Below are 24,024 nucleotides of genomic sequence, written 5' to 3'. Positions count from 1 at the left end.
TGGTGTAATGCACTGCCACGCAAAATTCTAAATTACCGGACACCACAAGAAGTATTCATTGAAGAAGTTAATAAGTTACTGGGTTTTTAAAAGTGTTCAATTTCATATTGCAATTTACTATTGCAATTTACTAATAAATATAATAAAAAATGTCAGAGCCATTATTGCCAAAATCCGTCTATTTTGATGGGAGGTACCATGAGTTTTAAGGGCATTATTGTTTTGAATATTATCGCTTTGTTCATCATTATTAGTGGACGGTTTATTTTGCGTATTTATTGCTGATTTTTGTGTAACTTCAGACTCTATTTGGGGCTCAGTTTCAGGAAGCGTTTGTGGTTCGCCTTTGTTTTGAATATCAGTTTTAGTTTCTGGTTTATTTATAGAGTCAATGATAGTTTGCGCTACGGCAGTTTGATAACGCTTTTTAGGTGTAATAATTTGTGGCGATTGAAGTTTTTCGTTTGTATTGTTTCTTGGAATCACGCTTGTACCACATTTGCCACAGAACTGATTATCTTCAGGTATTTGATTACCACATTTTTTACACAGCATTGTAAGCCCCCTTATAATGTACCTATATCCCTATAAGATGCGTTCATATTATTTTCATTTTACAATGAAAGTTAAATAATAATCAAGAATTAAGAAATTTATATGTGGAGGCCATCAATTATAGCCATTTAGTTGTTTTAATTTAAATATAAAACGATTTTAAGATTATGAACTGCACCCATTTTCTTGGACAGAAGTAATTACGCAACTTTTTGGGAATGGATCCGGTATTCTACCGAACTCATTCCTTTTAATTTAAGTTTGATACGTTTAGTATTGTAATAGTCTATGTAATCTTTTAGTTTATTGATAAAATCTTCATAAGAACTAAAGTCTTCTAAATACAGCAATTCTGACTTTAGTAAGCCAAAGAAGTTTTCCATCACGCTATTATCCAAACAATTCCCTTTTCGGGACATACTTTGGATGATGGCGTGATTTTTTAATGTCTTTTGATACCCCTTATGTTGATATTGCCAGCCTTGGTCTGAATGTAATATACATCCTTGGCTATTAGGTCTGATAGTAAATGCCTTATTTAGCATAGAAAGTACTTGCTTTAATGCAGGACGTTCAGATATCTCATAAGCCACGATTTCACCATTATACATATCTAGAATAGGAGATAAGTATACCTTGCGACCAAATAAGTGAAATTCAGTAATATCTGTTGCCCATTTTTGATCTGGTTTTGTAGCGTTAAAGTCTCGATTGATAATATTGGGAGCAATTTTCCCTTCAGAACCTCTATATGATCGATACTTCTTAAGCCGAACCTGGCAGGTTAGTCTCTCTTCTTTCATAAGACGCATTACAACTTTATGATTTATACAAAATCCTAATTTATGTAGCTCTACAGTGATTCGACGATATCCATAACGGCCTTTATTTATCGCCACAATTGTACGAATAGCCTCTCTTTCGTCCGCATATTTGTCTCCCTTTTTTATAGCAGCAAGACGTGTATAATATGTACTTCGACTGATACTAAAATAATTGAGCATAAACTGCAGTGGATATATTTTCCTTAGTCTTTCAATTGCAATTATTTGTTTTTTTTACAGAACGGTTAGGTTTAGCAATTTTACGCATTTCTTCCATAAAATCATTGTAAAAGGAAAGCTCATATATTGTTTGGCATCACTTGCTATATTCATACATTTTTGTATATATAAATATATTTGTTACTTTCATTATATACTTTGTGTCAAGGCTAACCTGGATAGGGGTATTACTTCATCAGCCGGCCTGAAGTTTGTTATTTGATGAAAAAGGCTATAGGGCAAAAAAGAGGCTGTAACCTCCGAGTCGGTTTGGAAGTTACAGCCTCTTTGATATGAATAGACCAATGCATACGGCTGTTACGCTTGGGCTATTGTTTGTCGGATTAGGAATTGAGAGAAAATAGTTATTTCACAAGGCAAGGTGATAAAAAAGTTATCGGTTATTTGCCATTGTAGTTAATTATTTTTTAGGCTGCTGAGCTTCAGTGTCGGTTTTCTCGATGATTACATCGGTTTTCTGAGCTTCTACAGCACTTTTAGCCTGAGCGTTTTGCCAAGTAGCGGCGATTTTAGCGTCTTCTACTTTTTTCTGTTGAGCTTCTGCAGGAGTAATAGCGATGTCTGGTTTATTCTTCAACTGGTAATCACGGTTAACGATGTTGCCTACTACAGTTTCTAAAGCAGCACCTGCTGTGTTAGGTTGGATAACCTGACCGGCACCGTTAGCGTTGGAAGTGCTCTGAACGTTTTCAGAGTTATTAGGATATACGTCTTTCTGATAAGCGTATAAAGTGTTTTTTGCAAAGTCTAATTTGTAGTTTACTACATCAGTAAGACCTGTGTTAGGATTTACGGCAGCAGCCTGGAAATCAGCTGTGTCGGTGTTTACATCATAGTTAATGGATGGTACGTTAACACGAGTTGTGTAGTCAGCGTCGGAATGTACCCAGTACCATTGATCGGCCGGTAATGTTTTAGCGGATGCTACGCCCGCAACTGTTGTTAATGCTAAACCTAATACTAATAATTTTTGTAATTTCATATGTAATAATCTCCCTTCAAATATCATTAATTTTTGAATATCGATTTTTATCTATATCAATATTATAGCACAATAAAAACAAAGAGTTCAAGGGAGTGGACTAAAAAAAGAAATTTTTAGTAATTCATTCATCTAAAGATAGATATTGAACCGTTGGTTCAGTAGTTGAACTAAGCATTTATGGCTAATCGGTAGAGAGCTGTTTATGATATAGATAACATTTTATATGTAATAAATTGGGAAAATGGTTTTTGAAGTTTTTTTTAATGATGTGTTGATTTGTGGAGGAGGTTATTATGGTGGCGGCAAAGACTGATAAAGAGAAAATTATGAACAAGCTTGATAAGCAAACTAAAAAGCAAACTTATTCACGTAGGGATATTTTGAAGCTTCGAGATGATGAGATACCGCCGGTAATTGATTCGTTTAGAGGGACTTACCGGTTCCTGTCAAATATGAGTGCCTATAAGGTTTTTTATTTGGGCGATACGTATTATTCGGCTGAGGCTGCGTATCAAGGTTCTAAAGCTGCTACGGATTTACAACGGATGAAAATGGTGAGGGTGAAACGGCCTGATTATGCTCGGCGTATGGGGCGAAGTATGAAGCAGATTAGGGAAGACTGGGATAAGATTAAGTTGCGTGTTATGTATGAGATAGTAAAGGCTAAGTTTTCACAAAATGAAAAGTTACAGGCCAAATTATTGGCTACTCGCGACAGGGTATTAATTGAAGGCAATGATTGGGGGGATACCTTTTGGGGAATGACTGATGGGGAAGGAGAGAACCATTTGGGAAAAATATTGATGAGAGTCAGAGCCGAATTAAGGGAGGCGCAAAATGATAAACCTAATAAAGAAATCTGATGGCACCTTGATAAAATAAAATATGAAAAACAAGCAAAATTTATGAAGATGATTACTCATGATAGACAAATAGTCACGAAATACCCACGGGGAATGCTCATCATACGGTGGTATTCCTTATAAGCATGATGCCTATGATTTTTTGATATTACCACTAGCGTATAATGTTTTTTACTGCTATTATATCATATAGGAGATTATCTAAATTTTTGATTAAAATAGAAATATTTAAGATGAAAACATTGTGAAATTAATTGGGCAGTGGGAAACAGCCGAGCAATGTAAATTGTTTGGCAGGAAGGATGCGTATTATGCGAGAATTTCGTTGTGATTCAGAGGCTATGAGAAGAGGGTATTTAGCATTGGCAGCTCAAGTGAGTAAAGCACTTGAAAAAGGGACGTTATCTGTGCATGATACCCTGCAATTAGTCGTAATTGATGATGTAGTAGTTAATTGGTACGGTAAAGATGCATTTGACGGTCGTTATGCGGAAAAACCGGATGATGTTTTATTACAGATGGTAGCGCAAGCACGCTATGAATTTGAAAAGCCGTATTTTGAAGAGCACAGCATTGCTACCTTGGCAGCTTTAGCCAATAAGAAACCGGTTGTGAAAGCCCCTAAGGCGGTTGTGGATCAAGTTTTTACAGACAGTGAAGCGGCAAAACTTTGGGAAGTAGGTCTGACTGCGGTCATTAAAGCTTGTCAGGGCGGCGGCCTTAATCGCTTTAATGAAAGAGAATGCCGTAACAGTGACGGTACATTCCTTATCAGCGAGGCCGGTATGAATCGCTTATTCGGCGAACGTTTGGATGATCAGGGGATGAGCATTGTCTTCATGCACATCGGTTCGGAAGAAGCTATGTTGGTTCGTTCCAAGTTGCGTAAAATTTTTGAAGCCCGCGGTGTTCAAAATGTAGAAGAAGCCTTGCATGAACGCTTGGGTGAAGTGATTACTTCATGTGTGAAAGCGATTGCCAACGGTCATACGGTAGAACTTTTAAAAACGATTGAAGAGGTGGCTAAGGATGTGGGAATCGCATCGAAGGTGACTAAGGTAGTGACCGATTTCAGACGCTATAATCGTATTGTGTGGGCGTATTTATATTTACTGGTTGACAGTGATGAACTCGAAACATGGCGTATGGTGGTGGAAGGAACGGATATTAAAGCCCTTCTGGCGGCTGTAGGTAAGAAGTAATTAATTTCATGAGTATTTTACTTAGTTTAAATGAGTATTTTGCTTAATTGTTTCATATATGTTTTAAGGTAATACTTAATTAAGAAATTAACTAAATGTGGCTAATTTTGAATAAAAATTTATAATAAATGATTTACAGAGGTTGTAAGGTTGCAGTTAGAATGCGACTTTATGACCTCTTTTAATATTATGTAAAATGTATGTCAAATAGGTATGAGTTTTTGTGAAAATTCCCTTGAAAAAATGGCAAACATGAGAGAGAATATATTTGTAATATATTTTCTTAAGTAGTTTATTAAATGTGAGGAGCGGAGATTATGTCAGAACTAAGATGGAATCCATTGCTCGGTACATGGACGATGGTAGCGTCAAACCGTAAATTACGTCCCACTATGCCAAAAGATTGGTGCCCGTTTTGCCCCGGAGAAGGGAAAAAGGTACCATCCGAATTTACCGTGTATGCCTATGATAATGATTTTCCGACTCTAACCCAGCATCCGGAAGCACCATTTGTGGATGAAACAGGTTTTTACAAGAGCGCCGAAAATCATGGTAAGTGTGAGGTTATTTTGTACTCACCGCGTCATTCGGTTAAATTCTATGAATTGTCCGTAGGCCATATTATTGACCTGTTGGAACTGATTTCGGATCGTTGCACAGCTTTGGCAGCGGATAAGAAAATCAAGTATGTGTATCCGTTTGAAAACAAAGGCGAAGCCGTAGGTGTAACAATGCCGCATCCTCACGGACAGATTTACGGATATCCGTTCGTGCCGCAGAAGATTGAAACGGAACTTAAGAACTGTAAAGATCATTATGAAAAGACGCAGCGTTGCTTACTTTGCCAAATGAACGAAGCGGAACGGAAATCAGATTCGCGCATTGTTGCCGAAAATGATAGCTTCGTGGCCTATATTCCGTTCTTTACGGATTATCCGTACGGCGTATTCGTTGTTTCGAAACGTCATTTAAGTATGTTATCCGATTGCACGGCTAAAGAAAAAGAAGATTTAGCTCGCATATTAAAAGTAATTACTAAAGCATTTGATCAATTGTTTAATGCACCATTCCCGTACATGATGGTTTACCATCAACGGCCGGTTAACTCGCCGGAATATGATGATGCTAATGATTATTACCATTTCCACATTGAATTTTATCCGCCATTCAGAGAAGCCAATAAGATTAAATACTATGCTTCTTCCGAAATGGGGGCGTGGGCAGCAGCCAATACGAGTGCAGTTGAAGAAACGGCACCGGTTTTGCGCAAGCTGGTGACTGACATTATAGAAAGGGAAGAAAGTGATGAATAAAGAGGAACTGATAGCTAAATTTATTGAGCAATTCGGCGATACCGGAGAACCCATTGATTGCTATTTCGCCCCGGGGCGGGTAAATATTATCGGTGAACACCAGGATTATAACGGCGGTCATGTGTTCCCGGCAGCTCTGACTTGCGGGATCTGGGGCGCTATGCGCTTGCGGGACGATTCTAAAGTTCGTCTTTATTCTGAAAATATGGAAGCTACGGTCGTAGTGGATATTAATGATGATTTTGTCTATGATGCAAAACATGATTGGGCTAACTACCCGCTCGGCATTATTGATTATTTGAAAAAGGAAGGTCATACTCTGTCGGGCATGGACTTATTCTACAGCGGTAATTTGCCGGCCGGTGCCGGGTTGTCATCATCGGCGTGTATCCTTGATTTAACAGGTTACATGTTGTGGTCACACTTAGGCATGACGCCGATTGATCGTACTAAACTGGCAGAAATGGCTCAACAGGTTGAATATAATTTTGTAGGTGTAAAAGTGGGTATTATGGACCAATTTGCTATCAGTCATGGCAAAGAAGGTCATGGTGTTCTCCTCGACTGCACGGCGATGGAGTTTAAAAATGTACCGCTTAACTGGGGTGATTATCATCTCATCATTATGAATACCAATAAAAAGCGCGGCTTGGTAGATTCTAAATTCAATGAGCGCAAAGGGGAATGTGATGCGGCCTTGGCGGAAATTCGAAAACATCATCCGCTTTCGGGTTTATCGCTCGGCACAATAGAAGATTTAGATCTTATCGAAGATGAGGTGTTACGTCGTCGGGCACGTCACGCCATTACTGAAAACTTACGCGTTTTGGCCTTTATGGATGCTTTGAATGCCGGCGATACGGCAAAAATCGCTGAAATTATTACGGCTTCTCATGAATCTTTACGTAATCACTACGAAGTAAGCGGCTTGGAACTGGATACCATAGTAGAAATTGCCCGCAAGCAACCGGGGTGTTTGGCATCTCGCATGACGGGAGCAGGTTTCGGCGGTTGTGCGATTGCTTTGGTGGCAAGCGATAAGGTAACGGCTTTTAAAGAAGCGGTTCCTAAACTTTATGAAGAGGCAATTGGCACTGTACCGACCTTGTATGATGCAGAAATAGGCGATGGTGTATACGATTTATAGGCCTTCGGGAAGGGGACAAGATGCAAACTAAACAGGCACTCAATAATGATGAAATAATTTTAAATTATATACGTCGTAACGGCTCTGTTTCAAAAGCGATTATTGCTCGTAATACGGGCATTACACCGCCGACGGTAACTAACATTTGCAATACGTTGGCTGAGAAAGGTCTTATTTATGAAGATCGCCAGGAGCGTAGTGCATTGGGGCGGCCGTCAATGCTGTTGAAATTTAATGAGCAAAAAGAAATGATGCTTATGGTTCACGTGCGTACACATAATGTATTTTGTTATGTTGTGCAATCGGGCGGCATTATTTTATATCAGATGCAACAGTCGATTATCGGCCTTTCATCAGAAGAAATATTAAATACGATTTATCATTGTATCGAAGATATCATTGAGGATATGCGCTGGACGATTGCCGCCATCGGTCTCATCCTGCGCGGGCCCGTTGATTCGCAAAAAGGAATTTCCATTTTTTCACCAAACGGCAAATGGTCCAATATCCCGTTCAAGTACATCTTGGAAAAGCGATTCCAATTACCTGCTTATGTAGAAAATGACGTGCGTTGCTTAGCCACCGGTGAATATTACTACGGCAGCGGCAAGGGCATTGAAAATCTATTGGTATTGAAATTCAGCTACGGTCTCGGAGCTTCGCTTATTTATCACGGTGAGCTCTATCGCGGTTACAATGATTATGCCGGCGAAATCGGCTATTCCGTAATCGATATCGATGAAACGAAAGAGGATTCCTTCACACGCTTGGAAGAAGTGGCGTCGGAAACAGCCATTCGAGAATATGTGTTGACGGAAATTAAAAAAGGTCGCTTGTCCAAAGTGACCGACAATATAGCTATTTTATCCGATGCATTCCGGGTAGAGCCTATTTATGAGGCCGCCGTGGAAGGCGATGAAATTTGTTTGGAAGCCTTAAATCGGGTAGGCAAGTATTTAGGCATTACCTTGGCTAACTTATATAACATGATTAACCCGCAGCGTATCGTCGTAAACAGCGCTATGGGCAATGCGGTGGGGACCATGGATCCGATTTTACGCACCGTATTGGAGAAGAATTTACATCGGGCACAATCCGTCGATTTGGTGTATTCCGGCAACGGTAGCTATTATACCTTGCTGGGCATGGTGGATATTGTCAGCAGTCGAAGAGCCAGTGAGGTATGGCTTAACGGACGTTAAACGAATGGTTGGTAGATACGCTAATGGAAAGCGATTTATAGAGTCTACATTTTCGTCTTAAAGGAGGAATTTCTCGTGAAAAAGGCATGGAAAGCAGCAATGTTGGCTACCTTCGCAGTAGGTACCTTAGTAATGGCAGGTTGTGGCAGCGATTCTACATCCGGCGGTGGTGATTTACCACAAGTAGGTGTGGCTATTTACAAGTTTGATGATACCTTTATGAGCGGTGTACGTGCTCGTATCGATGCTGATGCTAAAGGCAAAGCTAAAGTAGATATCGTAGACAGCCAGAACTCGCAGCCTACACAGAATGAAAAAGTTGACTTATTCCTTAACAAGAAATACAAAGCTATTGGGGTTAACATTGTTGACCGTCCGGCAGCCGGCAGGATTATCGATAAAGCTAAAACAGCCAATGTACCGGTAGTATTCCTTAATCGTGAACCTTTAAAAGAAGACATGGCTAAATGGGATAAAGTGTACTATGTAGGTGCTAAAGCTGAACAAAGCGGCGAAATGCAGGGCAAAATCTTAGCTGATTATTTTAAGAAACATCCGGAAGCTTATAAGAGCAAAGATAATGTATTGCACTATGTACTTATCAAAGGCGAACCGGGCCATCAAGATGCAGAACTTCGCTCTAAATATGTAATCGAATCCCTCAAAAAAGAAGGCATTCAGGTTGAAGAAGTGGCCCAAGACACTGCTATGTGGGACCGTGTAAAAGGTCAGGAAAAAATGGCTGCCTTCTTGTCCAGCTATGGCGACAAGATTGACGCTGTTATCGCCAATAACGACGATATGGCTTTAGGTGCTATCGAAGCATTGAAAGCTGCCGGTTACTTCAAAGACGGTAAATACATGCCGGTTGTAGGCGTGGATGCTACGGCTCCTGCAGTACAGGCTCTTAAAGACGGCACATTATTAGGTACTGTTCTTAACAATGCGAAGAAACAAGGGGATGCTGTATTCAACTTAATGCTCGTATTGGCTAAAGGTGAAACTCCTAATAAAGATAATGTAGGCTTTGACATTGTTGACAAACAATATATTTGGGTTCCTTACGAAATCGTAACGAAAGAAAATGCAGATCAAATCTTAGGTGATAAGTAGTCATTGCAGTAGGTAGGGAGGCTGGTTGCAGGCCTCCCTCACTTACTGAACCGGTAGGAGGGCAAGCATGAGTGAATATATTTTAGAGATGCAACACATAACAAAGTCATTTCCCGGCGTAAAAGCATTGAATGATGTATCTCTGCGGCTCCGTCCCGGTTCGGTACACGCGCTTATGGGCGAAAATGGGGCTGGGAAATCGACCTTGATGAAATGTTTATTTGGCATCTATAAACAAGACGAAGGAGAAATTATTTTAGACGGTGAAAAGGTGGAAATTGCCGATTCCCGTACCGCATTAGATCTTGGTATCTCCATGATTCACCAAGAACTCTATCCTATATTACAACAGACCGTTATGGAAAACTTATGGCTGGGCCGTTTTCCGCTTAAAAAATATGGTCCGTTAAAACTCATTGACCATAAAAAAATGAAGGCCGATACTGTCGACCTTTTCAAAGAAATAGATGTTGATATTGATCCGGAAGAATTGGCCGGAAATTTATCGGTATCTAAACTTCAAAGCATTGAAATTGCCAAAGCGGTGTCTCATAAGTCCCGCATTATCGTAATGGACGAACCGACTTCTTCTTTGACCAGTGATGAAGTAGAGCACTTATTTAGAATTATCAACGGGCTCAAAGCAAAAGGGGTTGCCATTATTTACATCTCTCATAAAATGGAAGAAATCCTCCGCATATCCGACGAAGTAACGATTATGCGTGATGGTAATTATATAGGCACTTGGACATCTGACGAATTGACCACGGACTTGATTATTAAACGCATGGTTGGTCGTGAAATGACGCAACTTTTCCCTGAAAAAACTAATGAACCGGGCGAAGAAGTATTGCGCGTAGAAAATATGACATCCATTCGTGAACATTCTTTCAAAGGTGTTAACTTCTCCCTTCGTAAAGGTGAGGTTCTCGGTATCGGCGGTCTCGTAGGGGCACAGCGTACCGAAGTTGTTGAAGCTTTGTTTGGGCTTCGTCATTTGGCGGACGGTAAGATTTTTATTCATGGCAAAGAAGTCAAAATCCGCAGCCCGCGTGATGCCAAGAAACATCATATCGCCTTACTTACCGAAGAGCGGCGTGCTACCGGTATTTTCCCGATGCTCAATATTGTCGATAATAATACGATGGCTTGTATGCCGAAATATCGCAATAAAGTGGGGCTCTTAAATGACAGATTGCGTGAAATCGACACGGATGAAGGTGTAAGCTCCTTGCGCATTAAGACGCCGGACACGCAGACTCGAATTCAATCGTTATCGGGCGGGAACCAACAAAAAGTATTGATTTCTCGCTGGTTAAATACGAATCCGGAAATTCTTTTATTAGATGAACCGACTCGCGGTATCGACGTAGGTGCCAAATATGAAATTTACTCGATTATCAATCGTTTAGCTTCACAAGGTAAGAGTGTAATTATGATTTCGTCGGAAATGTCTGAATTATTGGGGATGAGCGATCGCATCATGGTTATGAGTAACGGTATAATGGAAGGCATTCTGGATGCGAAAGACGCAACGGAAGAGAAAATCATGGAACTTGCTACGGCAGGTTTAGTATAGGAGGATATGACTTATGAGTGGATCTCGCGTTAGCAAGTTTATGACACAAAATGCTATCTACATCGTACTCGTTGTATTGGTAGCTGCTATTTCAATTTATAGCCCTAATTTCTTATCGATGACCAGTTTTCGAGATATCTTAATCCAGTCGTCACCGCGTGTTATCATTGCCCTTGGTTCGGCTATGATTCTGATAACTGCAGGCTGTGACTTGTCAGCCGGTCGTGTTGTTGGTTTGACGGCCGTTGTTTCGGCGTCCTTATCGCAGTTGGCGAATTATCCGCATCCGTTCTTTGAGCAGGCTCCGAATTTACCAACCTTCTTGCCGATTATCATCGCCATTGCTGTAGGTGCCTGTGTTGGTTTAGTGTCAGGTTTAATCGTAGCTTACCTTCGTATCGTTCCGTTTATCGCAACCTTGGGTACCATGGTTATGACCTATGGTGTGTGCTCCTTGTATTTTGACATGGAACCAAATAACTCGCAGCCGATTGGCGGTTTACGTCCTGAGTTTACCGTATTCGGTTCCGGTTCTATGGATTTAGGCTTCATGACGATTCCGTATATCGTTATTATTGCTGCGGTTATCTCCTTTATTATGTGGATTGTATATAACAAAACAGTTCTTGGTAAAAACATGTTTGCCATTGGCGGTAATGCGCAGGCAGCTGTTGTATCCGGTATTAATGTAGCCGCTACCTTGATTGCTATTTATGTAATTGCCGGTGCTCTTTACGGCGTAGGCGGTATCTTGGAAGCCGCTCGTACCGGTGGTGCAACCAACAACTATGGTAATATGTACGAGTTGGATGCCATCGCTGCAGCCGTTGTAGGTGGCGTATCCATTACCGGTGGGGTCGGTACCGTACCGGGGATTATTGCCGGCGTACTTATCTTTACGGTTATTAACTATGGTCTTACTTTCGTAGGCATGGGCCCATACTGGCAGCTCATTATTAAAGGTTTAATCATCGTTGTTGCCGTAGCCGTTGACGTACGTAAATACTTGGCTCGTAAATAGTCAAAGATTATTGCCATCGTATCAAACATATCAGATGTATTCCTTGTACGTGTATACGTATTTAGTGTGAGTATATATACACGGATTTATACATGATTTGAGATTGCGAGTTTTAAAAATATGAATTAATTAAGTTGTTTAAAAAAGCGAAGTTAATGAATAAATTTTTCATTCATTAACTTCGCTTTTTCTATTTATGAAATGTGTTGCACTATATATTAATCAAGATTGTTGAGCTGTCAGTAATGACTCTTGATTGTGTAAAATGGCATTATTTGATTGTAAAATTTGATTATAAATATTGCACGATATATTATTTATGTTATATAATATAAAATGGTTATTTGAAGAAGTCGTGAAGCGGAAGTTGAGAACCGTTTTAAACATTAATGCATTGCTTTACTCTGAGCATGCATGTTTATTTATTAGGTATAGGGATTGGTATGGTGTACATGAGAGGTTGTGTACAGGTATGAGTATTTTATAGCATTTTAATACAGGTATAGGTATATTCTGATTGTCAGGTCCGGGCGAATTGATTTTCGCACATGGGCTGTTTTTGTATTTGTGTGTGAATTTTAGGTACGTTAAACTGCTAGAAAGCTGAGTAGTAATACGATGAAGCGTACGGGGTTAACGGTAGGCATCATGTTGGCGGGAATCCTTGTGATTTTCGGGTGGTGCCTTTTTGGGATAATTGAGGAGCAAGAGGGCGATACGCTGGGGCAACGAATAGATGCGGCATATCATGCATATATGCCGATGTCAGGGTCAAAGCCGTTATATATACAGCAATTGGTGGGGCCCGATATGGGAACAAAACGTACTATTATATGGGAGACTACCGAGTTTGAAAATAATTCCGTGGTTAAGTATAAGTTGAAAGGGGCCGATGAGAGTACGTCTTTAATAATGCCGGCTGAAGTGCAGGTTATTAAAGATAAAGAGAGTCGCCGCTATGTGTATAGTGCTAATTTGTGTGATTTAGAACCCGAGAAAGAGTATGTATTTCAGGTAGGCGCTAAAGATCATACTAATGGTGTGTGGCATTCTTTCAGTACGCGGCAGATGAATCAAATGACAGCTGTTGATACTCAGGATGCTTCGGCTTGGCGCATTCCTAAAGAAAACGGCTCCGTACAAATTGTAGGTGTTAAAAAATATGACAATCATATTTGTTTGCATGGCAGTGGTCATGATTGTTCGGATGTTCATCCGAATACATTGATTTGTTATAACAGTTAAGCCATAATAGTTCGGTACATTAATAATTTGGAGATAACAAGAATTTCTGTGATGGAAATTCTTGTTTTTTATTTGCAAGCTGAGTTTTTTTCAAAAAAATTAAAATAAGAAAGATGTTTTCCATAATTTCCTTGACTTAGAGTTAACTTCAATATGTATAATAAGTTATGTAAGATATAGAAAAAGTTCGATGAGAAAATTCAATTATTGATTTATAGGTAAATTTATAGTCTGTCAGATGTGCCGGAGCCGTAATGACCGCACCTGTAGATGATTATATCTGTAAATAATTAGATAGTATAAGAAGTTAGTGAGATAAGAGGAGTTAACTATATGGAAGAAAAAAAGAGAGGCAAGAGCTGGCTTACGTGGTTGAGTGCTATGGTGGCATTGGTTGTTGTGTTAGGTGTCATTATTAGTTCAACCGCATGGGGCGCCGGTTTAGTGCGACAAGGTCGCACTTTGTATTATGAATTGCTGCCGCAGGCGGGCACGGAGGCATTGTATGTACGGCAGTTGATTACACCGGACATGACGACGTCGCGTATTATTATGTGGGAAACCCATGCACCGGAATCAGATCCGGTAGTGCTTTATAAAATAGCAGGGGCTTCAGATTCTACCATTCAGACCATTCCGGCTACGATGGAGCGTTTTGAAGAAGACAAGACGGTCAGATATATTTATCGGGCCGAATTTACGGGATTAACGCCGAATTCCACATATGAATACCAAGTGGGTAAAAATGTGATTACCAAAGGTTGGCATACTTTGCACACTATGGATCCTAAGAACTTTACCGCTTTAATATTCCCGGATTCACAATCGTCGGATTATCGCGGCTGGAAAGATTTGGTGAATACGGCCTACAAGGAAAATCCGGAAGCATCGTTCTTTGTTAATATGGGGGATCTCGTAGATAACGGCGAATCGGCTTACCAATGGGATGCTTGGTTCGGTGCCGTAGAACCGATGATTGCCAATATACCGTTTGTAGGTGTTAGCGGTAATCATGAATATTATTCACTCGATTGGAAGTTTAAAGAACCGACAGCGTATGACAGCTTTTTTAAGTTTGATGCACCTAAGGCTAAACCGTATAGTACTGAAGCGGGTGATTCTTCACGCCGAGGCTACTATTCCTATGATTACGGTGATGTTCATTTTGTAGTATTGAATACACAGTTTGCCGAAATGAATGAGAGTTATCGTGATAAGGTAAAAGCTGAGCAAATGGCCTGGTTGGAGCAGGATTTGGCTGCTACGACTAAACCTTGGAAGGTTGTGCTCATGCATCGCGATACCTTCAGTTACCCGAATACTCGGGTGGCTAGTATGCAAGCCGGTTTCAGCGATATGGGTGAATTATTCATGCCGGTTTTTGAAAAATATGATGTAGACTTAGTATTATCGGCTCATTATCATATGTATCGTCGCCGCGGTCATGTGGAAAGCTTTGCACGCAGTGAAAAAGGACCTTACTACATCATTACGGGTGTAGCCGGTGATGTGAAGTATGCGAATATTTGGAAAGAACATCCTTTGGATGAGTATGTGTCGCCATATCTTGACGGTGATAACTATTTAGTTCTTCGCAAGGATAACAATCAGTTAACGGTTGATGCCTATTTGGCTGACGGAACACAGTTTGACTCAGTTATATTAAGTAAATAAAAAGAAAGAGGTAACGATTAATCGTTACCTCTTTTTATATGTGTTGCTATTAAATTTTAATGTATCATTCGTTAAGATTTTTCAGATTATTCTTTAAGATTGTTCAGACGGTTATTCTATTAATGCGTTAACCGGACTACTTGCATTGATTAGACTGTTAATCTTTCAATGCTTCCGCCAATGTATCGGCTACATACCATAAGTCTTCCTTGGTATGATCGGCTGTTACGGTCAAACGAAGACGACTTTGGCCTTGGGCTACAGTCGGTGGACGAATAGCGGTTAAGATAATTCCTTTTTCAAATAATTTTTCGGAAACCTCTAAGGCCTTTTCATCAGAACCTACGATGATAGGGAAAATAGGGATGGCATTATGAGCTACCGGAATATTATGACGTTCCAAGTCTTTGGACATATCATGCACATTGGCACGCAATTGAGCGATGTGATACGGCTCTTTTTCCAATAGCTGCAAGGCGACTTTGGTGGCACCTACAGCAGCCGGTACTAAAGCGGTGGAGAAGATAAAGCTGCGACTGTGATTGATTAAAGTATTGATGATTACTTCATTGGCGCATACATAACCGCCTTCACTGCCGAGTGCTTTACTGAGCGTGCCGAGTTGAATATCTACATCATCGCTTAAGCCGTAGTGATGGGCCGTGCCTTTGCCTTCGCCGATAACACCGGTTGCATGAGCATCGTCAACCATAACGAGGGCGCCATGTTCTTTGGCCAGATTAACAATGGCCGGCAGGTGACAAATATCGCCGTCCATGCTGAACACACCATCGGTAACAATGAGCCGTTTGCCGGTTGCCGGCAAATCGGCGAGCAGTTCGTCTAAGTGCTTCATATCACTGTGACGATATACATGAACATCGGCACCGCTTAGGCGACAGCCGTCAATGATGCTGGCATGATTGAGTTCGTCGCTGAGTATATGATCGCCGGGGCCCATAAGACCGGAAATAGTACCTACATTGGCCATATAGCCCGTATTAAAAACTAAGGCTTTGGTGGTACCTTTGAAAAAAGCTAAATCTTCTTCCAACTCGGTGATGAGCGGATTGGTGCCTGAGGTCAGACGTGCTCCGCCGGATCCGGTCCCATAAGTTTCTATGGCTTTTTGAGCGCCCGCAATAACATCCGAGTTATGGGTAAACCCTAAATAATTATTGGAGGCCATCATTAAATACTTACGACCGTTAAGTTCTACATGAGTACTGTCGATAGGTGTGTAGGCAGTGCATTGGCGAAAACGATGTTCTTCTTTGAGCGTTTGAAGCGACTCATTCATTTGTTCCCAGATGGCTTTTCTAAACATAATACCCCCCGCTTATCATTAATAATCCATAGAGTAAAGGTTGTTAATTATAGATGACTGCTATAAAATGTTGTTAATTATTGACGAATAGAATCAAAATTAACAGATGATGTTAATTTTTGCTAACTATTCTCAAATACTTTTGTTTATTAACGATTTAAAGGAATGTTACACTTGTATTATAACAAAATTTGTTAAATACTTTCAATTGTTATTAATACGGTAGTCTCTTCCAAATAGCATCGCAAGGAGTCCATATCGGTTTCCGGTTTTACAAAAAAGATTCGACCGCCGCGTTGGTCACCCAATTCTTTGACGGGCGTCAAGCGGTGATAGGTGTTGCCGTAGCTTACATAGCCTACGGCATAATCGGGATCATCGGACACGCAAAATTCGCCGAGGATGCCCGGACAGGATAATACTTTGGAGGCCAATACTAAAGCTTCTTCAAAATGCACGCCCGTATGACCTTCTTTGGCAAAATGCTCAATCGCTTTAGCCGGTTCGGCAAAGGCCATGCGGCTTACACGAACACCACGCAGGCCTAAGGTATCCATTCGTTCGCCGGTATAAGCATTACAAATTAAGGTACCGCGCATATTCTCCGGTTGACTGCGGAGGGTGGACAGTGCTTTTTGAACGGCTTCACGTTTAATGCCGGACACTTCTAACAGGCGATACGCTTCATTAAGCCCGTCCGTTACCGATTCGGATTTGGTGATGGCTACGTCTAGAGCCGGTTTGTATACTATGGCGTCATCTTCAATGGCATCGATGGTGATGCGGATAAAATCGGCACAGCCTTTACTGTGAGTTAACGCTCTGGTTACGAGTTCAGAGGCTGTTTGCGCTAACTCTTCTTTACTCAAAATCCGTTCGGCACCGGAAATATGATGGCCGCCGTTTTCATGGGCACCGCCTTTGGCCGAACGCATGCGAATACTATAAAGCATTAGACTTGTCACCTCCGGAAAGTGCCGGAACAGAGCGACGAACGCGGGACAACACTTTAACTAAAATTGGGGAGAAGACGGCGGTAAAAATATACCCCGGTATGGCCATAAGAATCATAGCCATCGCTAATTTGCCAAAGAATAGACCCAAGGTGAGGCGGGCCACAATTGAAGCGATAGGACCGGCAACAACTTGAGACCAAATGGCGTTGTGGCCTAAGTAAAGCACCGCACCGGCAATAATGCGGAACTGCATCTGAATGGCTACATTTAATAAGTTGTGAGTGCCCAACATAAGGGAAATAGCACTGGCTAAACAGCCGGCAATGATGTAACGTTTAAAGCCGAATACGCAGCAGATGGCAACGGCTAATGGTGCCGATAACTGGAATTCCACACCGGGAATAATGTTTGGTAATTTTATAGCGCCCGTAATTCCGATCATGGCTGCCAAGATGGCGATTTCGCAAATGAAACGAATATTAGAATTTCTCATACCTAAATCCCTTTTCTAAAAAAAATCCCTAAATACCTATTGTTAACCTGAATGTAAACCTTTAGTATATAATATGGTTAACATTAAGGCTATTATACCCCAGTCATTGAATGCTGTAAATGAGAATTTCAAGATATTTCGGAATAAATTTTTAAAAGAGAAATCATAGAAAAAATGTAGGATAAACACAGATATTATGCCGATAGGATGAATGATATACGTTTGTTTTAGAAACAATAATAAGTGAGAGTATTTTATCAATTAGTGTATGACCTATCTCTAAAAGTCATGTGAATTTACAAAAAGTAATATAATAGGAGCCCCTTTAATCTCTCTTGCGAATTTGTTATAATAAAATAGTAATAAAAGGTCCGTGAAGAGGGCCGTTCACAGTCAAGGAGGACGATATTGTGGAATTAGTACAAAACTTAAAAGCAAAAGTAAAACCGTTAGGCAAAAAAATTGTATTACCTGAATACAAAGATGCTCGTGTATTAGAAGCTACTGAATTAATTCTTAAAGAAGGTTTTGCAACCCCTGTATTGGTTGGTAACCCTGAAGAAGTTAAAACTTTGGCTCAAAAAGAAGGTTTTAATGTTGACGGTGCTGAAATCATCAACCCTGAAACTTACGATCGTTTACCTGAAATGATTGACGTGTTTGTAGAAAAACGTGCTAAAAAAGGTATGACTCCTGAAAAAGCAAAAGCAACTATGCTTGGCGATTGCTTATTCTTCGGTGCTATGTTGGTACACCTCGGTGTAGTTGACGGCATGGTAGCCGGTTCTGCCAGCCCTACTGCTAATGTATTGCGTGCCGCTTTACAGGTTGTAGGTACTAAACCAGGTCTTAAAACCGTATCCAGCTCCATGTTTGTTTTCTCTGACAAAAAACAATATGGCGACGACGGTATGCTCGTATTCTCCGATTGCGGCGTTATTCCTAACCCAACTTCCGAACAATTGGCTGACATCGCTATGTCTTCCGTAGAAAAAGCTCGCAAAGTTGGCAACATGGCTAACCCTCGCGTATCCTTCTTATCTTTCTCCACTAAAGGTTCTGCGTCCTCTCCTGAAGTAGATAAAGTAGTAGCAGCAGTTGAAATGTTGAAAGAACGCAATGTAGATTTCGATTTTGACGGCGAATTACAGCTCGATGCTTCCATCGAACCATCCGTTGCTGAACGCAAAGCTCCGGGCAGCAAAGTGGCCGGTAAAGCTAACATCTTGATTTTCCCTGATCTCCAGGCAGCTAACATCGGTTACAAATTGGTACAGCGTTTTGCCGGTGCCACTGCTCTCGGACCATTGATTCAAGGTTTGGCAGCTCCTATTCATGACTTGTCTCGCGGTTGCTTCGCTACTGATATCGTTGATGTAGTAGCTATTGCAGCAGCTGAAAGTGTTGAATAATAGTTTCATATAGCTAATGAATAATAAACTCCGTTATTGTAACAAGTTTTTGAAAAACTGCGACAATAACGGAGTTTTTTAGCTTGTGTTTTGTGGTATAATAGAACCTGTAAGTAATAATATTATCAATAAGATGTTATTTGACCAAATAGCGATTACAGCTGCTTGGTTAAGCTGATGTCAATTAAATTTATATAATCTATGACTCTTAAGTAGAGGTGATACCATGAAATTATATTATTTGGAACACAGCGGCTTCATGTTAGATGCCGGTAATGTATGCTATGTATTTGATTACTGGAAAGATGAAGCGCAAGTTGTAAAGAAAGCACAAGAAGCAGGTAAAGAACTTTGGTTCTTTGTGACTCATTGGCATGGTGATCATTATTCACCGGCTATTTTGAATTTTAACAGTCCTACAACTCGTTATATTGTTCATGCCGATGTACCGCATACGGATATGCCGAAAGATCGTACTACCGTTATGGAGGTCGGCGATACAACTACGGTTAAAGGTTTGAAGGTTACTATGTACGGCTCCACTGATGAAGGGGGCTCGTTCTTAATTGATACCGGTCGTTCGACTATTTTTCACGCCGGCGATTTGAATTGGTGGCACTGGCTTGGCGATACACCGGAAAATATTGACTTTGCCCGTGATTTTGCGGCTAAAGAATTTAAACGCATTGCCGGAATTACACCTGATCTAGCTATGTTCCCGGTAGATGATCGATTGGAAGATGCCCGTGAATGGGGTGCCTTTGAATTTTTACATGCCGTAGGTCGTTTGCCAAAATTATTTGTACCGATGCATCGACATGGTCCTGTGTGGACCCCGTCTTTATATTTTAATTCCTTATATGAACATATGCCGGTTTGGAGTCCTAAACATCCGGGCGATGGTGTTGAATTAAGCGAGTATGGTATTGAATAATTTGAAAGGATTGGGCATGAAACAACGAACAGGCTGGCCGATAGCTACCGGCTTATTGTTTGGTATGATGCTTGTATTTTTAGGTGTATACCCGTTTCGTCAGGATCCTTTATTCGGTTTTCTGACACATGTAAGCGGGGCCGCCATGATTGGTGGCTTGGCTGACTGGTATGCGGTTACTGCTTTGTTTAAAAAGCCTTTGGGGATTTCGTATAAAACGGCACTTATACCGCGCAGTAAAGCCCGCTTGGTGGAAACGGCCCGTTATATGATGGTGGAAGAACTCCTCAGGGTTCAACCCGTTTATATGATTATTAAAAAAGAACAGCTTCCTAAGCGTATTTTAATGTATTTTTTGAGTGATGACGGGCGTAAGCAGTTGAATCAATTCATTGAAGAAGTGGGCTCTCAATTGGGAAATCGTTTTGACGGGGCACCGCTTCGCAAAGAGGTAACCGGTGCTATTAAGCAAGGCGTTGAACATTGGGAAGTAGCACCGTTGCTTATTCGCTTCGGTCATTTGATGATGAAATACGAAACAGCGGAGACTCTTTGGCTCTATATTAACCGTATGGCACAGCGCCTTATCAGTTCGCAAGGGATCCAACCGTATATTACCGGTATTGTGGCGTCCATGATGAATCGTTATGCGGGAAACTCGTTTTGGCGCGAGTTGGCATTGGCACTCGGCAGTGACAGCTTTTCACCGGAACGGGTGGCTGAATTGATTCAGCATAAAGCGACAGAGTTTTTGAAATCGCAGGAATCCATTTACTCCCCTATGGGGCAGTATGTGTATAATAAAGTACTTTGGCTGTTGTCGGAGTTGGAGCGTAATAAGGAGTGGCGTGTTCAGATAGAAAATTTGAAAAATCGGTGGATCACTGATGCCTTGGATGATGTAGATATGGCCGGCGATGCTAAGGCATGGCAGGGCATTTTCAAAAGGGCTCAGGAAGAGGCGGAAGCCTATGCTCGCAATTTATTGCAAGATAAAGCTAAAATGCAGAGCTTGGAACGATTATTGCTCTATCAATTAGTACCGCTGCTGCGCAAATTACGTCCCTTCGTCGATACGTCGGTGGTGCGTGAATTAAATACCTATTCGCCGGAACGTTTATCGGATTTGATTAAAGGTAAGTTATATCATGACCTTCAGATGATTCGTATTAACGGCTCCTTGGTAGGGGCTGTATTGGGCGGCCTTTTCTATGTGGCGGCGCAGCTCGTGCAAGGAGGTGTCAGCTTATGATTGGCGGTGTACCGTATCGCGTGTGGGCCAATCGTATTTTGGCCGGCTCCGCAGTTTTATACGCTTTGGTCTTTGTAGGTCAGTTTTATATTACGGCGACTTGGTATGATGCTTTATATTGGCTCGTTCAATCGGCGTTAATCGGTTCTGTGGCGGACTGGTTTGCCGTGACGGCACTCTTCCGTAAGCCTTTAGGATTCCCGTATCATACGGCGCTTATTCCGCGTAACAAAGAACGTATGATTTCTGGTTTGGTGAATCTCATTGAAACGCGTCTTTTAACCTTAGAACAATGCCAACGGGCTTTGCAGTCGGTGAAATTTTTACCGTATATTGACGGCTATATTAAAAGTGATCGTGGTCGGCAGTATATTCGTAAGGCACTTCGCAGCCTGCTCCATTTGGTTTGGCACAGTAAGAGTGAAAAAGAATGGGCTCAGTGGGGGGCTGAAAAGCTTCGTTACTTTCTCCATCGACAGTCGATTACGGGGCCGTTGCAGCAGTTCTTAACGGACATTTGCCGTACCAATAAGCATGAGACAACAATTATTAAAGGTCTCGTATTGTTGCAAGAAGCACTGGATAAGCCGCAAGTATTGTTTTGGTTGACCAATACGATTGATCGGGAAATTCAGGCTCGTAAAGAAAATCTGTTATCTGCCATTCTTATCGGGGCTTCGGAATCCTTTGATATTATTAATGCCCGTGATATGGCTATGGCCATGTTACGCGAGTTGTATATGATTTTGGAACGGTGGAAGCAACCGGGCAGTACGGAACGACTCGTATGGATGCAACAGTGGTTGGAACCTTTACAGGAACTGGCCTATAACAGTTCGGTGAGTCAGACGATTGACCGAGTTTGGCAACGTTGGATTGACGAACAGGACTGGGAATCTATTTTAGAAAGTTATGTATGTCCGTACATTCATAATGTCATTCACATGTCCGACAAAGAGGATACCTTTGCAGAGGGAACACCGGTTAATGTGTTGGAGCGATCCTTACAGGACTTATGGGATGTATATAGTAAAAATCCTGAATTGCAGGCTAAATTAGAGAATATGTGTCAGCATATGGCGAGCTATGTATTGGTTCGCAGCCATGCTTTATTAGGCGTCATTGTGCGGCAAGTATTGGGTTCACTGAGTACGGAGAAGTTTATTTACTTCATCGAATCAAAAGTGGAAGACGATTTGAGCTGGATTCGTATTAACGGTGCTTTGGTCGGTGCCGTTTGCGGTCTCGGTGCTTGGAGTTTCTTGCACTTTATCTATGAACCGCTTTTGGCTTTGTGGGGATTATAAAAATAATGGTCTTACTTACGTTCTTATACGTAGGTGAGACCATTTTTATTGAAAAAATATGTAGGCGAAGGGGACCGTGTTATAGGGCAAAAAAGACTTAAGGTGTTTTAAAGTACTTTTAAGTGCCTTAAAGGGGGATATATTTGCTTATCCCTACAACCTAAAAAAGACCCTCGAAGGGGCCTTTTTTAAGTTGTAATATTGTAATGTGTTTGAAGAAAGTTAATGAAAAACTTAGTTATAAACAATCATTGCCGGTGAGGAAGTTAGTTGACAAAATATCATTGATGAAGTAGTTGGTATTTTGCTGTGATGAAGTTTGCCGGCAATGACGGTTTTAAAAATTAAGGAATACTATGCTTGTGCCTGAATAGGCTGTGGAGCGGTGCGTTCCAACTGCAAGTCTTCGATCATCTGTAAATCTTGGAGTGGGGAACGACCGTCGGTAGTTAAATAACCGCCAACCATGATGCCGTTAAGACCGCCGGTCAATGCTAAAGCCTGTAAATCGCGGAGGTTAACTTCACGACCGCCGGCCGTACGAATCTGAGCATGTGGCAATACGAAACGGAACATGGCAAAGGTACGTAAAATTTCGAGTGGAGCCAATGGTTTATTGTGTTCGAATGGGGTACCTTTGATTGGGTTCAAAATATTGAGCGGCACGGAATCAATGCCGAGACGTTTTAATTCATAAGCCATTTCAACGCGTTGTTCCAAGGTTTCGTTAAGACCGAGGATACCGCCGGAGCATACGCGGATACCGGCTTTTTTAGCATTTTCGATAGTGGACATTTTATCAGCAAAATTATGAGTGCTGCAAATGTTAGGGAAGTTGCTTGGTGCCGTTTCAATGTTGGAATGATAACGAGTTACACCGATAGCTTTTAATTGAACAGCCTGTTCGTAAGTAAGAAGGCCTAAGGAACAGCAGATTTCAAGGCCGGTTTCTTCGTGAATACGACGGAGAGCACTTAAAATTTGTTCAAATTCTTTAGGGTTATTGGTGTTACGACCGCTGGTTACGATGGAAAAGCGGATGGCACCGGCTTCTTTAGCCTTCTTGGCATGTTCTACAATATCTTCTTCGCTCATGAAGGGATATACGGTAACGCCTGTTTCGTGATGAGCCGATTGGGCACAGAATTTACAGTTTTCAGGGCATTTGCCGGAACGTGCGTTAACAATCGCACAAAGGTCAACTTCGTTGCCGCTGAATTTTTGACGGATTTTGTCAGCCATGGCCAATAAAATCATAGTATCTTCGTCAGAAACATGAATTAGTTGTTCTGCTTCTTTAGGAGTGATTTCGCCACCATCTAAAATGCGTTGGGCGTACGCAATAATTTCTTCATAGCCAATAGTTTGTTTTGTTGTCAT

At 41.2% G+C, this 24,024-nt stretch carries 21 protein-coding genes and 1 pseudogene; 15 read left to right on the top strand and 7 right to left on the bottom strand.

Annotated elements, in window-relative coordinates:
* A pseudogene (locus EO126_RS11240) lies at nt 1–115 on the top strand (IS30 family transposase); the annotation flags it as partial.
* A gap of 2 nt (nt 116–117) precedes the next feature.
* Here EO126_RS11240 and EO126_RS10095 read toward each other — a convergent pair.
* From EO126_RS10095 to EO126_RS10080, 3 genes are all read right to left on the bottom strand, one after another.
* Nucleotides 118–555: a zinc ribbon domain-containing protein gene (locus EO126_RS10095; RefSeq protein WP_127008768.1), complete on the bottom strand. Its 438-nt coding sequence runs from the start codon at nt 553–555 to the stop codon at nt 118–120.
* Between the two features lie 200 nt (nt 556–755).
* Nucleotides 756–1,595, bottom strand: coding sequence for an IS3 family transposase (locus tag EO126_RS10090; protein ID WP_420883051.1), 840 nt, complete (start codon nt 1,593–1,595; stop codon nt 756–758).
* Between the two features lie 424 nt (nt 1,596–2,019).
* Entirely contained in the window at nt 2,020–2,601 is a 582-nt protein-coding gene (locus EO126_RS10080) for a hypothetical protein (protein WP_127008766.1), read from the bottom strand.
* Nucleotides 2,602–2,897: 296 nt separating this feature from the next.
* On the opposite strand from EO126_RS10080, the gene EO126_RS10075 reads away from it, so the two are divergent.
* From EO126_RS10075 to EO126_RS10030, 10 genes are all read left to right on the top strand, one after another.
* Nucleotides 2,898–3,467, top strand: a complete 570-nt coding sequence (locus EO126_RS10075; RefSeq protein ID WP_206168774.1) for an NADAR family protein — start codon at nt 2,898–2,900, stop codon at nt 3,465–3,467.
* 311 nt (nt 3,468–3,778) lie between these two features.
* On the top strand, nt 3,779–4,669 hold the full coding sequence (locus tag EO126_RS10070; protein WP_127008765.1) for a helix-turn-helix domain-containing protein: 891 nt from the start codon (nt 3,779–3,781) through the stop codon (nt 4,667–4,669).
* Nucleotides 4,670–4,986: 317 nt separating this feature from the next.
* Nucleotides 4,987–5,982: a galactose-1-phosphate uridylyltransferase gene (galT, locus tag EO126_RS10065; RefSeq protein WP_006556185.1), complete on the top strand. Its 996-nt coding sequence runs from the start codon at nt 4,987–4,989 to the stop codon at nt 5,980–5,982.
* On the top strand, nt 5,975–7,129 hold the full coding sequence (locus tag EO126_RS10060) for a galactokinase (RefSeq protein WP_127008764.1): 1,155 nt from the start codon (nt 5,975–5,977) through the stop codon (nt 7,127–7,129). The genes galT and EO126_RS10060 overlap by 8 nt, the downstream gene beginning before the upstream one ends.
* 20 nt (nt 7,130–7,149) lie before the next feature.
* Entirely contained in the window at nt 7,150–8,331 is a 1,182-nt protein-coding gene (locus tag EO126_RS10055) for an ROK family transcriptional regulator (protein ID WP_127008763.1), read from the top strand.
* Between the two features lie 75 nt (nt 8,332–8,406).
* Nucleotides 8,407–9,444 carry a galactose ABC transporter substrate-binding protein gene (locus tag EO126_RS10050; protein ID WP_127008762.1) on the top strand — a complete coding sequence of 346 codons (1,038 nt, stop codon included), beginning with the start codon at nt 8,407–8,409 and terminating at the stop codon, nt 9,442–9,444.
* Between the two features lie 67 nt (nt 9,445–9,511).
* Nucleotides 9,512–11,023, top strand: a complete 1,512-nt coding sequence (locus tag EO126_RS10045) for a sugar ABC transporter ATP-binding protein (protein WP_127008761.1) — start codon at nt 9,512–9,514, stop codon at nt 11,021–11,023.
* A gap of 13 nt (nt 11,024–11,036) precedes the next feature.
* Complete coding sequence (mglC, locus tag EO126_RS10040; RefSeq protein ID WP_006556190.1) at nt 11,037–12,044, top strand: galactose/methyl galactoside ABC transporter permease MglC; 1,008 nt, start codon at nt 11,037–11,039, stop codon at nt 12,042–12,044.
* A 618-nt stretch (nt 12,045–12,662) separates the two neighbouring features.
* Nucleotides 12,663–13,289: a fibronectin type III domain-containing protein gene (locus EO126_RS10035; protein ID WP_127008760.1), complete on the top strand. Its 627-nt coding sequence runs from the start codon at nt 12,663–12,665 to the stop codon at nt 13,287–13,289.
* A gap of 333 nt (nt 13,290–13,622) precedes the next feature.
* Nucleotides 13,623–14,963 (top strand): purple acid phosphatase family protein, encoded by a 1,341-nt coding sequence (locus EO126_RS10030; protein ID WP_127008758.1) that lies wholly within the window; start codon nt 13,623–13,625, stop codon nt 14,961–14,963.
* A 157-nt stretch (nt 14,964–15,120) separates the two neighbouring features.
* Here the strand turns inward: EO126_RS10030 and bioF are convergent, their stop codons facing one another.
* The 3 genes from bioF to EO126_RS10015 all read right to left on the bottom strand — a co-directional run bounded on the left by bioF (nt 15,121) and on the right by EO126_RS10015 (nt 17,739).
* Nucleotides 15,121–16,290, bottom strand: a complete 1,170-nt coding sequence (bioF, locus tag EO126_RS10025) for an 8-amino-7-oxononanoate synthase (protein WP_127008756.1) — start codon at nt 16,288–16,290, stop codon at nt 15,121–15,123.
* Nucleotides 16,291–16,484: 194 nt separating this feature from the next.
* Complete coding sequence (locus EO126_RS10020) at nt 16,485–17,243, bottom strand: 6-carboxyhexanoate--CoA ligase (protein WP_127008754.1); 759 nt, start codon at nt 17,241–17,243, stop codon at nt 16,485–16,487.
* Complete coding sequence (locus tag EO126_RS10015; protein ID WP_127008752.1) at nt 17,233–17,739, bottom strand: hypothetical protein; 507 nt, start codon at nt 17,737–17,739, stop codon at nt 17,233–17,235. The genes EO126_RS10020 and EO126_RS10015 overlap by 11 nt, the downstream gene beginning before the upstream one ends.
* A gap of 410 nt (nt 17,740–18,149) precedes the next feature.
* Between EO126_RS10015 and pta the strand changes: the two genes are divergently transcribed.
* From pta to EO126_RS09995, 4 genes are all read left to right on the top strand, one after another.
* Nucleotides 18,150–19,151 (top strand): phosphate acetyltransferase, encoded by a 1,002-nt coding sequence (gene pta, locus EO126_RS10010; protein ID WP_127008750.1) that lies wholly within the window; start codon nt 18,150–18,152, stop codon nt 19,149–19,151.
* 226 nt (nt 19,152–19,377) lie between these two features.
* Entirely contained in the window at nt 19,378–20,085 is a 708-nt protein-coding gene (locus EO126_RS10005) for an MBL fold metallo-hydrolase (protein ID WP_006556197.1), read from the top strand.
* Nucleotides 20,086–20,101: 16 nt separating this feature from the next.
* Nucleotides 20,102–21,337: a DUF445 domain-containing protein gene (locus EO126_RS10000; RefSeq protein ID WP_006556198.1), complete on the top strand. Its 1,236-nt coding sequence runs from the start codon at nt 20,102–20,104 to the stop codon at nt 21,335–21,337.
* Complete coding sequence (locus EO126_RS09995; RefSeq protein ID WP_006556199.1) at nt 21,334–22,644, top strand: DUF445 domain-containing protein; 1,311 nt, start codon at nt 21,334–21,336, stop codon at nt 22,642–22,644. The genes EO126_RS10000 and EO126_RS09995 overlap by 4 nt, the downstream gene beginning before the upstream one ends.
* A 354-nt stretch (nt 22,645–22,998) precedes the next feature.
* Here the strand turns inward: EO126_RS09995 and bioB are convergent, their stop codons facing one another.
* Nucleotides 22,999–24,024 carry a biotin synthase BioB gene (gene bioB, locus EO126_RS09990; protein WP_006556200.1) on the bottom strand — a complete coding sequence of 342 codons (1,026 nt, stop codon included), beginning with the start codon at nt 24,022–24,024 and terminating at the stop codon, nt 22,999–23,001.

Source organism: Veillonella seminalis, from assembly GCF_003992065.1.
GTDB lineage: Bacteria > Bacillota > Negativicutes > Veillonellales > Veillonellaceae > Veillonella_A > Veillonella_A seminalis.
This window is presented reverse-complemented; position numbering and strand designations above follow the sequence as displayed.

Excerpts from the sequence above, each read along its gene's own strand:
- EO126_RS09995 (WP_006556199.1), top strand. The coding sequence starts at position 21,334 with ATGATTGGCGGTGTACCGTATCGCGTGTGGGCCAATCGTATTTTGGCC.
- EO126_RS10030 (WP_127008758.1), top strand. The coding sequence starts at position 13,623 with ATGGAAGAAAAAAAGAGAGGCAAGAGCTGGCTTACGTGGTTGAGTGCT.
- EO126_RS10070 (WP_127008765.1), top strand. The coding sequence starts at position 3,779 with ATGCGAGAATTTCGTTGTGATTCAGAGGCTATGAGAAGAGGGTATTTA.
- bioB (WP_006556200.1), bottom strand. The coding sequence starts at position 24,024 with ATGACAACAAAACAAACTATTGGCTATGAAGAAATTATTGCGTACGCC.
- galT (WP_006556185.1), top strand. The coding sequence starts at position 4,987 with ATGTCAGAACTAAGATGGAATCCATTGCTCGGTACATGGACGATGGTA.
- bioF (WP_127008756.1), bottom strand. The coding sequence starts at position 16,290 with ATGTTTAGAAAAGCCATCTGGGAACAAATGAATGAGTCGCTTCAAACG.
- mglC (WP_006556190.1), top strand. The coding sequence starts at position 11,037 with ATGAGTGGATCTCGCGTTAGCAAGTTTATGACACAAAATGCTATCTAC.
- EO126_RS10075 (WP_206168774.1), top strand. The coding sequence starts at position 2,898 with ATGGTGGCGGCAAAGACTGATAAAGAGAAAATTATGAACAAGCTTGAT.
- EO126_RS10045 (WP_127008761.1), top strand. The coding sequence starts at position 9,512 with ATGAGTGAATATATTTTAGAGATGCAACACATAACAAAGTCATTTCCC.
- EO126_RS10055 (WP_127008763.1), top strand. The coding sequence starts at position 7,150 with ATGCAAACTAAACAGGCACTCAATAATGATGAAATAATTTTAAATTAT.
- EO126_RS10060 (WP_127008764.1), top strand. The coding sequence starts at position 5,975 with ATGAATAAAGAGGAACTGATAGCTAAATTTATTGAGCAATTCGGCGAT.
- EO126_RS10020 (WP_127008754.1), bottom strand. The coding sequence starts at position 17,243 with ATGCTTTATAGTATTCGCATGCGTTCGGCCAAAGGCGGTGCCCATGAA.
- EO126_RS10080 (WP_127008766.1), bottom strand. The coding sequence starts at position 2,601 with ATGAAATTACAAAAATTATTAGTATTAGGTTTAGCATTAACAACAGTT.
- EO126_RS10035 (WP_127008760.1), top strand. The coding sequence starts at position 12,663 with ATGAAGCGTACGGGGTTAACGGTAGGCATCATGTTGGCGGGAATCCTT.
- EO126_RS10005 (WP_006556197.1), top strand. The coding sequence starts at position 19,378 with ATGAAATTATATTATTTGGAACACAGCGGCTTCATGTTAGATGCCGGT.
- EO126_RS10015 (WP_127008752.1), bottom strand. The coding sequence starts at position 17,739 with ATGAGAAATTCTAATATTCGTTTCATTTGCGAAATCGCCATCTTGGCA.
- EO126_RS10095 (WP_127008768.1), bottom strand. The coding sequence starts at position 555 with ATGCTGTGTAAAAAATGTGGTAATCAAATACCTGAAGATAATCAGTTC.
- EO126_RS10000 (WP_006556198.1), top strand. The coding sequence starts at position 20,102 with ATGAAACAACGAACAGGCTGGCCGATAGCTACCGGCTTATTGTTTGGT.